The 12,230-nt window shown below is 73.8% G+C and carries 12 protein-coding genes; 10 read left to right on the forward strand and 2 right to left on the reverse strand.

Annotated elements, in window-relative coordinates:
- Positions 1 to 2 precede the first annotated feature (2 nt).
- Genes ACFXGI_RS33435 through ACFXGI_RS33450 form a run of 4 tightly spaced genes read left to right on the forward strand, consistent with a single transcriptional unit; the run spans position 3 to position 3,944 of the window.
- Positions 3 to 686 (forward strand): response regulator, encoded by a 684-nt coding sequence (locus ACFXGI_RS33435; protein WP_384715024.1) that lies wholly within the window; start codon positions 3 to 5, stop codon positions 684 to 686.
- On the forward strand, positions 683 to 2,125 hold the full coding sequence (locus ACFXGI_RS33440) for an ATP-binding protein (protein ID WP_384715027.1): 1,443 nt from the start codon (positions 683 to 685) through the stop codon (positions 2,123 to 2,125). Before ACFXGI_RS33435 ends, ACFXGI_RS33440 begins: the two co-directional genes overlap by 4 nt.
- Entirely contained in the window at positions 2,122 to 2,628 is a 507-nt protein-coding gene (locus ACFXGI_RS33445) for a hypothetical protein (protein ID WP_384715030.1), read from the forward strand. Before ACFXGI_RS33440 ends, ACFXGI_RS33445 begins: the two co-directional genes overlap by 4 nt.
- Before the next feature lie 44 nt (positions 2,629 to 2,672).
- The gene (locus tag ACFXGI_RS33450) at positions 2,673 to 3,944 is read left to right on the forward strand and encodes a cytochrome P450 (RefSeq protein ID WP_384715033.1); all 1,272 of its coding nucleotides are present in this window, start codon (positions 2,673 to 2,675) and stop codon (positions 3,942 to 3,944) included.
- On the opposite strand, the gene ACFXGI_RS33455 is transcribed toward ACFXGI_RS33450, so the two are convergent.
- Positions 3,904 to 4,629 (reverse strand): hypothetical protein, encoded by a 726-nt coding sequence (locus ACFXGI_RS33455; RefSeq protein WP_030858262.1) that lies wholly within the window; start codon positions 4,627 to 4,629, stop codon positions 3,904 to 3,906. The genes ACFXGI_RS33450 and ACFXGI_RS33455 overlap by 41 nt on opposite strands.
- Before the next feature lie 121 nt (positions 4,630 to 4,750).
- Here ACFXGI_RS33455 and ggt point away from each other — a divergent pair, with 121 nt between their 5' ends.
- The gene (gene ggt / locus ACFXGI_RS33460) at positions 4,751 to 6,565 is read left to right on the forward strand and encodes a gamma-glutamyltransferase (RefSeq protein ID WP_384715036.1); all 1,815 of its coding nucleotides are present in this window, start codon (positions 4,751 to 4,753) and stop codon (positions 6,563 to 6,565) included.
- 20 nt (positions 6,566 to 6,585) lie between these two features.
- Here the strand turns inward: ggt and map are convergent, their stop codons facing one another.
- Positions 6,586 to 7,353: a type I methionyl aminopeptidase gene (gene map, locus ACFXGI_RS33465; RefSeq protein ID WP_384715039.1), complete on the reverse strand. Its 768-nt coding sequence runs from the start codon at positions 7,351 to 7,353 to the stop codon at positions 6,586 to 6,588.
- Between the two features lie 64 nt (positions 7,354 to 7,417).
- On the opposite strand from map, the gene ACFXGI_RS33470 reads away from it, so the two are divergent.
- The 5 genes from ACFXGI_RS33470 to ACFXGI_RS33490 all read left to right on the forward strand — a co-directional run bounded on the left by ACFXGI_RS33470 (position 7,418) and on the right by ACFXGI_RS33490 (position 12,227).
- Positions 7,418 to 7,669 carry a helix-turn-helix domain-containing protein gene (locus ACFXGI_RS33470; RefSeq protein ID WP_384715042.1) on the forward strand — a complete coding sequence of 84 codons (252 nt, stop codon included), beginning with the start codon at positions 7,418 to 7,420 and terminating at the stop codon, positions 7,667 to 7,669.
- A 292-nt stretch (positions 7,670 to 7,961) separates the two neighbouring features.
- Complete coding sequence (locus ACFXGI_RS33475; protein ID WP_384715045.1) at positions 7,962 to 8,342, forward strand: PPOX class F420-dependent oxidoreductase; 381 nt, start codon at positions 7,962 to 7,964, stop codon at positions 8,340 to 8,342.
- Between the two features lie 99 nt (positions 8,343 to 8,441).
- Positions 8,442 to 9,941: a UL36 very large tegument protein gene (locus ACFXGI_RS33480; protein ID WP_384715048.1), complete on the forward strand. Its 1,500-nt coding sequence runs from the start codon at positions 8,442 to 8,444 to the stop codon at positions 9,939 to 9,941.
- Between the two features lie 151 nt (positions 9,942 to 10,092).
- Complete coding sequence (locus ACFXGI_RS33485) at positions 10,093 to 10,935, forward strand: nitrilase-related carbon-nitrogen hydrolase (protein ID WP_030858274.1); 843 nt, start codon at positions 10,093 to 10,095, stop codon at positions 10,933 to 10,935.
- Positions 10,936 to 10,973: 38 nt separating this feature from the next.
- Complete coding sequence (locus tag ACFXGI_RS33490) at positions 10,974 to 12,227, forward strand: aspartate aminotransferase family protein (protein ID WP_384715092.1); 1,254 nt, start codon at positions 10,974 to 10,976, stop codon at positions 12,225 to 12,227.
- The last annotated feature ends 3 nt before the right edge of the window (positions 12,228 to 12,230 follow it).

Consider the following 12,230-nt stretch of genomic DNA (forward strand, 5'->3'; position numbering starts at 1 on the left):
GGATGCCACGCGTACTGCTGATCGAGGACGACCCTTCCATCCGGGAAGGGGTGGGCCTCGGCCTGCGCCGGCGCGGCCACGAGGTGGCCGCGGCCGAAACCGGCGAGGCGGGCCTCGCGCTGATGGGAACCTTCCTTCCGGAGCTGGTCCTGCTCGACCTCATGCTGCCCGGGATGAACGGCGTGCAGGTCTGCCGCCGCATCCGCGAGACCAGCCAGCTCCCGATCATCATGCTGACCGCCCGCGGCGACGACTTCGACATAGTCGTCGGCCTCGAAGCCGGCGCCGACGACTACATCGTCAAACCCGCCCGCACCGAGGTCATCGAGGCCCGCATCAGGGCCGTGCTCCGCCGCCTCGGCGCCCCCGCGGGCAGCCGCCCCGAGGTCGAGTTCCACGGCGAGCTCGCCATCGACCGGGCCGGGCTGGCCGTCGCCAAGAACGGCGAACGCGTCCCCCTCGCCCCCAGCGAGATCAAACTCCTGCTCCACCTGTCCGGCTCGCCCGAGCAGGTCTTCTCCCGCCAGCAGCTCCTGGAGTACGTGTGGGAGCACAGCTACCACGCCGACGCCCGGCTCGTGGACGCCTGCGTACGCCGCCTGCGCACCAAGGTCGAGGACCCCGACGGCAGCCCCCGCTACATCCAGACCGTGCGCGGTTTCGGCTACCGCTTCGGCCCGCTGTGAGGCGCATCGCGCCGCTCGGGCTGCGCACCCGGCTGATCGCGGCCTTCCTGCTGGTCGCCGCGATCAGCGCGGTGACCACGGCCGCGCTGACCTACCAGCAGGCCCGCACCGCGGTGCTCAAGCAGAGCCAGGACACCGCGGTCAGCACCCTGCGCGACCAGATCGAGACCCAGCCGCTCGACCTGCCGCTGGACCAGGAACAGCTCCAGCGGATCGTCACCGAGCTGGGGAAGAAGGGCAAGCCGAACCCCTGGAACGTCTTCGGCGAGTACGGCACCCTGCGGGCCTCCAGCACCAGCGCGCCCACCTCCACCGTGGTCACCGGGGAGCTCCGCCGCCAGGTGACGGCCCATCCGCACGGCGCCTTCCAACGGGTGACCGATCCGGCCGGCAGACCGTACCTCGCCGTCGGGATGCCCGCCGTCTGGCTCCACCACGACGTCCGGGAACCCACCGGCCTGATCCTCTTCGCGACGATGCCCCTGACCACCGAGGGCAAGACGGTCGAGGCGATGGTCGAAGCCGCCAAGCGCGGCGCCGTCCCGGGCCTCGCCATCGCCGTCATCCCCGCCCTGCTCGCCGCGCGCAGCGTGCTGCGCCCCGTACGGGACATGCGCCGCGCCGCCCAGCGGCTCGGCAGCGGCCGCCTCGACACCCGGATCGAGGTCCGCGGCTCCGACGAGCTCGCCGGACTCGCCCGCACCTTCAACGAGACGGCAGGCGCCCTCGAACAGTCGGTGGACGAACTGCGCGAGGCCGAGGCCCGGGCCCGCCGCTTCGCCTCCGACGTCTCCCACGAACTGCGCACCCCGCTGGCCGGCATGCTCGCCGTCACCGAGGTCCTGGACGAGGAGGCCGAGCGTCTCGACCCCGACACGGCCGCCGCCCTGCGGCTGGTCAGCGCCGAGACCGGAAAGCTCGCCGTCCTCGTCGAGGACCTCATGGAGATATCCCGCTTCGACGCCCGCGCGGCCGAGCTCAACCTCGACGACGTGGACGTGGCCGAGGCGGTGCGCAAGACCCTCGAGCGCCGCCACTGGGACGACGAGCGGGTGCTCACCGACCTCCCGTCGAAGGTCCGCGCCCGGCTCGACCCGCGCCGCTTCGACGTGGTCCTCGCCAACCTCGTCGGCAACGCCCTCCGGCACGGCGGCGCCCCGGTCCGCGTCGGCGTGCGCACGCAGCCGCGGCCCGACGGCCCCCGGCTGCTGATCGAAGTCGCCGACAGCGGGCCCGGCATCGCCCCCGAGGTGCTGCCGCACATCTTCGACCGGTTCTTCAAGGCCGACGCCGCCCGTACCCGCTCAGCGGGCAGCGGCCTCGGGCTCGCCATCACCCTGGAGAACGTCCGGCTGCACGGCGGCACCCTGCGCGCCGCGAACGGCGCCGCCGGGGGAGCGGTGTTCACCCTCGACATGCCCCTGGAGGCCGACGCATGACCCGGACACGGGCGGCCGCTGCCGCCGTCGCCCTGCTGCTGGGAGGACCGCTGCTCACCGGCTGCGGGATCAAGCCCACCGGGGTCATCGAGAGCGGAGCCGCCGCGAAGGTCGTCGTGCCCGGGCCCGGGACCAAGGGGACGGTCTACCTCGTGACGTCCGACGGGCGGCTCTTCCCCATACCCGACAGGGATCAGCCCTCGGTGTCGGAGACCTTGCTCCTCGTGCGGCTGCTCGTCGGCCCCAGCGAAGCGCAGAAGGCCGCGGGCCTGGAGACCCGGCTGCCCGTGCTGGACATCAAGAAACAGGGCGCCAGCGCCGGGACGACCATGATCTCGGCCGACACCATCGGGGTCGGCGTGCCGTTCAAGGTCGCCACCCTGTCCGAGACGGCCCGCCAGCAGCTGGTGTGCACGGTGGCCTCCACCGAACCGCGGTACCGGGTCGTCCTGCTCGGCCCGGACACCGACATCGGCCCCGCCCGCTGCGAACTCGGCGACTGATCGTCCCCTTGCGGCGGGGCGGGGGCTCCGGCCACCGTGGCCCCATGGACCCCGCCGCGTACGTGCCCGACGTGTTCGACCCCCGGATCTACGGGGCCGGGATCCCGTACGAGAGCTACCGGATGCTGCGCGACCACCACCCGGTGGCCTGGCAGGAGGAGCCCGAGATCGCCGGCTGGCCCGCCGGCCCCGGATTCCGGGCGGTCACCCGGCACGCCGACGTGGTCCGTGTGCTGCGCGACCACGCCGCGTACTCCTCCTGGCTCGGCGCCACCCAGATCCGCGATCCGGACCCGGCCGACCTGCCGTTCCTGCGGCGCACCATGCTCAACCAGGACCCGCGCCGAGCGGCGGGAGACCACGGGCGGCTGCGCCGGCTGGTCTCCCGCGCCTTCACCCCGGCCCGCGTCGACGCCTTCACGGGCCGGGTCCGCGAGCGCGCCCGTACGCTGCTGGCCGCCGCCCGGGACGGAGCCGAGGACGGCGCCGCCGACCTGGTCGCCGCGGTCACCGACGAGTACGCGCTGCTCAACCTCACCGACATGCTCGGCGTTCCGGCCGCCGACCGGGGCCTGCTGCTGGAGTGGACCGTACGGATCATCGGCTACCAGGATCCCGAGGACGCGCCCGCGCCCCTGCTCGGCCCCGACGGCAAGCCCCTGAACCCGCGCTCCCCGGCCCTGCTCGGCGAGATGTTCGCCTATGCCTGCGAACTGGCCGCCCACAAGCGGGCGCACCCCGGCGACGACGTGATGACCGCCCTCGCGGAGGCCGGACTGGAACCGGCCGAGCTGGAGATGTTCTTCTTCCTGCTCACCGTCGCGGGCAACGACACCGTACGCAGCGCGGCCCCCGGCGGCCTGCTGGCCCTGGCCCGCGACCCGGACGCGTACCGGGCGCTCGCCGACGGCCGGGTGCCGGTGCACCGCGCGGTGGACGAACTCCTGCGCGTCCACCCGCCGGTGCTCAGCTTCCGCCGCACCGCCGCCGTCGACACCGAGCTCGCCGGGCGGCCGATCCGCGCCGGGGACAAGGTGGTGGTCTTCCACGCCTCCGCCAACCACGACGAGCGCGTCTTCTGCGACCCCGGGCGCCTCGACCTCGGCCGCACGCCCAACCCGCACGTCTCCTTCGGCGACGGTCCGCACGTCTGCCTCGGCGCCCACTTCGCCCGGCTCCAGCTGCGCGTGCTCCACGAGGAGTGGCGCGCGGCGATGCCGGCCCCCGAACTCGCTGGCCCGCCACGCCGGTTGGTCTCGAACTTCATCAACGGGATCACACGGCTGCCGCTGCGGGTGTCCGGGCCTGCCGGGTGACGTCGGCCAGCAGGTCGACCACGTCCGGGCCGTAGGCGTCGGAGTTGTTGACCTTCAGCACCACGCAGAAGGAGTCCCCGCGGTAGCGGCGCGCCAGGTCCTTGTGGTGGCGCGCCAGGTAGCGGGCGCCCGCCTGGTTGCTGATCGCGGTCTGCCCGGAGACGAGGAACACCGGGCGGCTGCCCGGCCCGGTCGTCAGCCGGGCCAGCAGTACGTGGTCGATCTGGCCCTTCTCCCAGCGGTACGTCTCCCCGCCGACGTGGATCGCCCCGCGGTCCGGCCCCGGATCCCTCGACAGGTCGACCCGGACGCCCGGCAGCATGGAGGCCAGGTGCGCCGCCGTCCGCGCGTTGGACACCGGCCCTCCCACGCAGAACTCGGCGCGCTCGCCGAAGCCTTGACGGACGGAGTCGTGGGAGACGATCTGGAGGTTGGCCCCGCAGTCCTTGATCAGGGCGGATATCTCCAGCAGCGCGAAAGCGTCGTTGCGGTGCACCGACCCTTCCGTGCCGCCCATCTGCCGGTTGACCACGAACAGGCAGTCGGAGCCGGTGGGCAGACCGAAGAAGGCCTGCTTGCGGCGCAGCGTACGGCGCCACAGATAGGTCCGGGAGAACCAGCCGAAGCCGCCGCTGATCGCGGTGGCCACCACCCCGAGCACGATGTTGCGCACGTCGTCGTTCATGCGCCGGATGCTAGCCCGCACGTCGTCTTCCTGACGCGGGGGGTGCGGTGAAGTTACAGTGCCGAGTTCAGGGTTCAGGCCTGTCCGGTGGGGTGTGACAGGCCGTCGACTGGAGGTTCGGATGCGTCGCTCGGCCGCACGTCAGTTAGTACTCACCGCCCTCGCCGGAGCGCTGGTGTCCACCGGCGCGGCGGCCCCGCCGTCACAGGCGGCCGGCGGCGGCCCCGGCACTGCCGCCAAGGTTCCGGTCGCCGCCGGGTACGGAGGGGCCGTCGCCAGCGTCGACGCCGACGCCTCGGCCGCCGGCATCGCGGTGCTGCGCTCCGGCGGCAACGCCGTGGACGCCGCCGTCGCGACGGCCGCCGCGCTCGGGGTGACCGAGCCGTACTCGGCCGGCATCGGCGGAGGCGGCTACTTCGTCTACTACGACGCCCAGTCCCGCCGGGTGCAGACCATCGACGGCCGCGAGACCGCGCCCGCCACGGCGACGGAAACCCTGTTCCAGGAGAACGGCGTCCCCATCCCCTTCGAGCAGGGCCAGACCAGCGGCCGCGGCGTCGGCGTCCCCGGCACCCCGGCCACCTGGAAGAGCGCACTGGACGCCTGGGGCACCCGGTCGCTCGGCCAGATGCTGAAGCCCGCCGAGAAGCTGGCCCGCGACGGATTCACCGTCGACCCGACGTTCCGGGCCCAGACCGAGCTCAACCAGGACCGCTTCAAGGACTTCCCGGACACCGCGAAGCTGTTCCTGCCGGGCGGGGCCCTGCCGGTCGTCGGCTCCACCTTCAAGAACCCCGACCTGGCGGCCACCTACGCAGAGCTGGGCCGCAAGGGCACCGGCGCGCTCTACCGGGGCCCGATCGGCGAGGACATCGTCCGGGCCGTCCGCAAGCCCCCCGTGGACCCGGCCGCCACCCGGATCGTCCGCTCCGGCGACCTGACCACGGGCGACCTGCACGCGTACGGGGCCAAGCGCCAGGCCCCGACCGAGGTGGGCTACCGCGGCCTCGACGTGTACAGCATGGCGCCCTCCTCCTCGGGCGGCACCACCGTCGGCGAGGCGCTCAACATCCTGGAGCGCACCGACCTGTCGAAGCTGTCCGAGACCCAGTACCTCCACCGGTTCATCGAGGCCTCGCGGATCTCCTTCGCCGACCGCGGCCGCTGGGTCGGCGACCCGGCCGCCCAGAACGTCCCCACGCGGGAACTGCTCTCGCAGCGGTTCGCCGACTCGCGCGGCTGCCTGATCGCCCCGGACCGTACGCTGACCAGCCCGCTGGCCCCCGGCGATCCGCGCCACCCGGCGGCCTGCGGCGGCTCCGGGCAGGCCGCCCCGACCACGTACGAGGGGGAGAACACCACGCACCTGACGGTCGCCGACCGCTGGGGCAACGTCGTCTCGTACACCCTGACCATCGAGTCCACCGGCGGCAGCGCGATCACCGTCCCGGGCCGCGGGTTCCTCCTCAACAACGAGCTGACCGACTTCTCCTTCGCGCCGGCGGCCCCCGGGGTCCCGGACCCGAACCTGCCCGGCCCCGGCAAGCGGCCGCGCTCGTCCATGTCCCCGACCATCGTGCTGGAGCACGGGCGCCCGGTGCTCGCGGTGGGCTCCCCGGGCGGAGCCACCATCATCACCACCGTCCTGCAGACCCTGATCGGGCACCTGGACCGGGGGCTGCCGCTGGTCGACGCGATCGCGGCGCCGCGCGCCAGCCAGCGCAACCAGACCACCACCGAGCTGGAGCCGGGTCTGTGGAACAGCCCGCTGCGCGGCCGACTGGAGGCGCTGGGCCAGGGGTTCCGGCAGAATCCGGAGATCGGCGCGGCGACCGGGGTCCAGAGGCTCCCGGACGGGCGCTGGCTGGCCGCGGCCGAGACGACCCGGCGGGGCGGGGGATCGGCCATGGTGGTCCACCCGTACGGAAAGCCGTAGGGAACGACCGCTCCCGATGTTCAGAGGGCGGTGAGGATCCTCGGGCCGTCGGCGGTGATCGCGACCGTGTGCTCCACGTGCGCGGCGCGGCTGCCGTCGACGGTCCGCAGGGTCCAGCCGTCCCCGTCGCACCGGTACTCGTCCGTACCGCCCGCGATCAGCATCGGCTCGATCGCGAGGACCATGCCGGGGCGCAGCTGCATGCCCCGCCCCGGCCGGCCCTCGTTGGGCACGCCCGGGTCCTCGTGCATGGTGCGGCCCACGCCGTGGCCGCCGAAGTCCTCCATGATCCCGTACCCGGCGGTGCGGCAGACCGTGCCGATGGCGTAGGCGATGTCGCCGATCCGGTTGCCGGGCCGCGCGGCGGCGATGCCGGCCGCGAGGGCCGCCTCGGCGGTCTCGATCAGCCGCAGGTCGGCGGGGCGGGGGCGGCCGACGGTGAAGCTGACCGCCGCGTCCCCGACCCAGCCGCCCAGCTCGGCCCCGCAGTCGATGCTGACCAGGTCTCCGTCGCGGAGCCGGTAGTCGTCGGGGATGCCGTGCACGATCGCGTCGTTGACCGAGGCGCAGACGACCCCCGGGAAGGGCACCGGCGCGAAGTGCGGCCGGTAGCCGAGGAACGGCGAGCTCGCTCCGGCTTCGGCCAGTACCGCGCGGGCCGCCCGGTCCAGGTCCAGCAGGGACGCCCCGACGGCCGCCGCTTCCCGTGCGGCGGCCAGGGCATGGGCGACGACCCGGCCCGGGGCGCGCATCGCGTTGATCGACTCTTCTGTCTTCAGTTCCACCATGCCAATAACTATACCGGTATAACTTTAACGGGATAGTTATTGGGGGAGGGGGTAGGATGAGGCCATGGTCCGTACCCCCCTCACCCCCGAAGAGCGCGAGCGCGGCGAGCGGCTCGGCGCGCTGCTGCGCGAAGCCCGCGGCGGGCGCAGCATGGTCGAGGTCGCGGCGAGCGCCGGGCTGTCCGCCGAAACCCTCCGCAAGATCGAGACCGGCCGCGCGCCGACCCCGGCCTTCTTCACGGTGGCCGCCCTCAGCGAGGCGCTCGGACTGTCCCTGGACGATGTGCTGCGCCGCTGCGTGTTCGTACCGGCCTGAGGCTCCGGCAGTTTTGTGCCGAGGTCCTGTCGGGGCCGCGGACCTGCGGTTTCTTTCGGGCGGGGCCGGCGGGCCGAACGGCCCAATCGGCGGTGGGGGCGGCCGGGAGCGGGGCAGGCGTGAAGGCGTGTCGACCTCGAACGCTTCCCAACGACTCGGTTTCGCACTCCTCGGCGCCCTGCTCGCGGCCGGTCTGCTGCTTGCCGCGTGCGCGGCGCCGGGCGGGCGTGCCTCCGCCCGGGATCCGGGTACGCGGCCTGCCGCGCCCCGGGGGCCGTCGTAGGCTCCGGGGATGACTCTCGACGAGCTGAACCAGGGCAAGTACGTCAGCCTCACCACGTTCCGCAAGGACGGCACCCCCGTCGCGACGCCGGTCTGGGCGGTTGCCGACGGGGGTGAGCTGTACGTGTGGACGCGCAGCGACTCCTGGAAGGTGAAGCGGATCCGCAACAACGGGCGGGTCGCGGTCAGTGCCTGCGACGTACGGGGGCGGGTCGCCGAAGGGGCGGAGGTGCTGGAGGGCGAGGCGCGGCTGCTGGACGAGGCGGGGCTGGCGCGGGTGCGGAAGCTGATGTCGCGGAAGTACACGTGGCAGTTCTGGGCCTTGGACGTACCGGCCGCCCTGGTGCGGCGGGGGAAGCGTCCGCACACCGCGATCGCCGTCAAGCTTTGAGATTCCCGTAGCCCGCCCGTAACACCGGTGGGATCCAATGCGGGCATGGAGACCGCGACTTCGCAGGCGATCGGTCAACTCTCGGGCTACTTACACGGGTTGGCGCAGAGACTCGATCCGGGGACGGGCTGGTACGGGGAGTTCCTGCGCCGGGATCCGGAGGGCCTGCGGGCCTGCCTGGACGGCGCCGCGATGCCGCCGTGGGACGTGGTGGAGTCGCTGCTCGGGGACCTCGCGGGGGCCCGGGGCACGGAGCTCGCGGCGCGGGAGAGGGAGTACGCGGCCCGGTTGCGGGCCGCGGCGGTCGCGGTGTGGGACCGGCTGCCGGGCGGGGCGGAGGAGCTCCGGACCCTGCTGGCGGCGGCCGCCGACCAGCGCTCCGTATCGGAGGCGGCGACCCGCACGCTGGCGGCCCGTCTCGGCTCGGCTCCGGACCCGGCGGTGGCGGAAACCCTGACCCGCGAACTGGCCTGGACCCAGGACGACACCGCCAGGGCGGCCTCCCGCCACGAAGACCTCATGTCCCGCCTCAGGGCCCTGGGCACCCCGCCCGAGCCGGGGTGGTCCGCCGCGCCCGGGCCCGCCGGGGCAGAGACCCCGGCAGAGACCCCGGCCGGGGCGCGGGCCGGGGCGCGGGCCGGGGCGGAGGAGGGCGGGACGGCGTCCGGGGTGCCGCGGCAGCGTGAGGCGGGGGAGGAGCGGACCGAGCCGCCCGTGGGGCGGGCCGAGGGCCGGTGGCTGCGCGGTGCGCGGCGGGCCGGCGGGGCCCGGTACGCGGGCGCCGCGGCTGCGGCCCCCGCACCCTTCACCCCACCGCCCGCACACCCGGACGCGGCCGCCGCACCCCGCGGTGCCCGCTTCGCCCACGCCGATCCGCACGCCGAGTCCCACGCCGAGCCCCGCCCGGAGCCCCGCCCCGAGCCCCGTGCGGAGACCCGCCCCGAGCCCCGGGCCCCCCGCCGTTCCCGCGCCGAAACGCTCGGCCGCGCCCGCTTCGCCCCGCCGGCGCCGGAGATGCCCGCCGCCCCCGAGCCCGACACGCGGGGCGCCGCGCCCCTCGCGGCCGGGCCGGTCCCGGGCGGGATCGCCGCGGTGATCGGGGAGTTGCTGGGGCTGCGGGCCCAGGGGCGCGGCGGCGAGGCCCACGCGCTGCTCTGCGAGGCCGCGGCCTGGCCCGCCGGCCGGCTGCCAGGGTTGGCCGACGAGCTGGTCCGGGCCGGGCTCGCCGCCGACTGGGCCACGCTGCTCTGGGAGGCGGCCTCGCTCCCGCCCGAGCGGCTCGCCGCGGCCGCGGCCGCCCTCGGCGAGGCCGGCCGGTACGCCGACTGCGAGGCGCTGCTGCGCCAGGGTGCGGCCCGCCCCGCCGCCGAGATCGCCGAGGCCGCCCTGGCCCTGGCCGGGTCCGGCCGGACCCGCGAGGCCGACGCCCTGCTCGGCGCCTTCGTCAAGGTCCGCACCGCCGAGGAGGCCGTCCGCCTCGCCCGCCGCGATCCGCAGTGGTTCACCCCCCGGCTCCTCCGGGCCGCCGAGGCGCTCTCCGACACGCACCACCGTGACCTCGTACACGCCCTGCGGGTTGCGAAACCGCCCGTCCAATGAGCGGATTCGATCATCCGTTGCCCTAGCTTGATCGACTCACCCAACCGCGCACGGCGGTCTTGCCCCACGGTGTGACGGGGCCTACGTTCTACTCCCTACGCACACTGTCTACGTGCGTAGAACTCGGCGTTCCCGTCGCGAGGAGCAGCTCATGGCCCAAGTCGTCCGCGCCGCACTCGTCCAGGCCACCTGGACCGGAGACACCGAGTCGATGATCACCAAGCACGAGGAGCACGCCCGGCGGGCGGCCGCCGACGGCGCACAGATCATCGGCTTCCAAGAGGTGTTCAACGCACCCTACTTCTGCCAGGTCCAGGAGCCCGAGCACTACCGCTGGGCCGAACCCGTCCCCGACGGCCCCACCGTCCAGCGGATGCAGGCGCTCGCCCGCGAGACCGGCATGGTCATCGTCGTACCGGTCTTCGAGCTCGAATCCGAGGGCTTCTACTACAACACCGCTGCCGTCATCGACGCCGACGGCAGCTACCTCGGCAAGTACCGCAAACACCACATCCCCCAGGTCAAGGGCTTCTGGGAGAAGTACTACTTCCGCCCGGGCAATCTCGGCTGGCCCGTCTTCGACACCGCCGTCGGCAGGGTGGGCGTCTACATCTGCTACGACCGCCACTTCCCCGAGGGCTGGCGCGCCCTGGGCCTGGCCGGGGCCCAGCTGGTCTACAACCCCTCCGCCACCCACCGGGGCCTGTCCTCCTACCTCTGGCAGCTGGAACAGCCCGCCGCGGCCGTCGCCAACGAGTACTTCGTCGCCGCGATCAACCGCGTCGGCCAGGAGGAGTACGGCGACAACGACTTCTACGGCACCAGCTACTTCGTCGACCCCCGCGGCCGGTTCGTCGGGGAGGTCGCCAGCGGCAAGGACGAGGAACTCCTCGTCCGGGACCTCGACTTCGACCTGATCAAGGAGGTCCGCGATCAGTGGGCCTTCTACCGCGACCGCCGCCCCGACGCCTACGGAGGGCTCGTTCAGCCGTGACCAACCCGATTCCCCTGCACAGCCGCCACCAGGCCGTCATGCCCGACTGGCTCGCGCTCTACTACCGCCGCCCCATCGAGCTCACGCACGGCGAGGGCCGCCACGTCTGGGACGCCGGCGGCAACCGCTACCTCGACTTCTTCGGCGGCATCCTCACCACGATGACCGCCCACGCCCTGCCCGAGGTCACCAAGGCCGTCTCCGAACAGGCCGGCCGGCTCATCCACTCCTCCACGCTGTACCTCAACCGTCCGATGATCGAGCTCGCCGAGCGGGTCGCCGCGCTGTCCGGCATCCCCGAGGCGCGGGTCTTCTTCACCACCTCCGGCACCGAGGCCAACGACACCGCCCTGCTGCTGGCTACGGCGTACCGCCGCTCCAACCAGATCCTGGCGATGCGCAACAGCTACCACGGACGGTCCTTCTCGACCGTCTCCATCACCGGCAACCGCGGCTGGTCCCCGACGAGCCTCTCGCCGCTGCAGACGTACTACGTCCACGGCGCCGTCCGCACCCGCGGGCCCTTCGCGCACCTCGACGACACCGCCTTCACCGCGGCCGCCGTCGCCGACCTGGAGGACGTGCTCGGCCAGGCCCGCGGCGGGGTCGCCGCCCTCATCGCCGAGCCGATCCAGGGCGTCGGCGGGTTCACCGCCCCGCCCGACGGGCTGTACGGGGCCTTCCGCGAGGTCCTCGACCGGCACGGCATCCTCTGGATCAGCGACGAGGTGCAGACCGGCTGGGGCCGCACCGGCGACAACTTCTGGGGCTGGCAGGCCCACGCCCAGAACGGGCCGCCGGACATCCTCACCTTCGCCAAGGGCATCGGCAACGGCATGTCCATCGGCGGGGTCGTGGCCCGCGCCGAGATCATGAACTGCATCGACACCAACTCCATCTCCACCTTCGGCGGCTCCCCGGTCACCATGGCGGCCGGCGTCGCCAACCTCGCGTACCTGCTGGAGCACGACCTCCAGGGCAACGCCCGCCGCGTCGGCGGCCTGCTCCTGGAGCGGCTGCGCGCCATCGCCGCCACCGTGCCCGCCGTACGGGAGGTCCGCGGCCGGGGCCTGATGGCCGCGCTGGAGCTGACGAAGCCCGGCACCGACGTGGCCGACCCGGACGCGGCCGCCGCCGTCCTGGAGGCCGCCCGCGAAGGCGGCCTGCTGCTCGGCAAGGGCGGCGGACACGACACGAGCGTGCTGCGCATCGCGCCGCCGCTCTCCCTCACCGTCGCCGAGGCGGAAGAGGGCGCCGAGATCCTCGCAAAGGCCCTGCACAGCATCGCGTGACCG

This window comes from Streptomyces sp. NPDC059355 (genome assembly GCF_042752335.1).
In the GTDB taxonomy this organism is placed as follows: Bacteria; Actinomycetota; Actinomycetes; order Streptomycetales; family Streptomycetaceae; genus Streptomyces.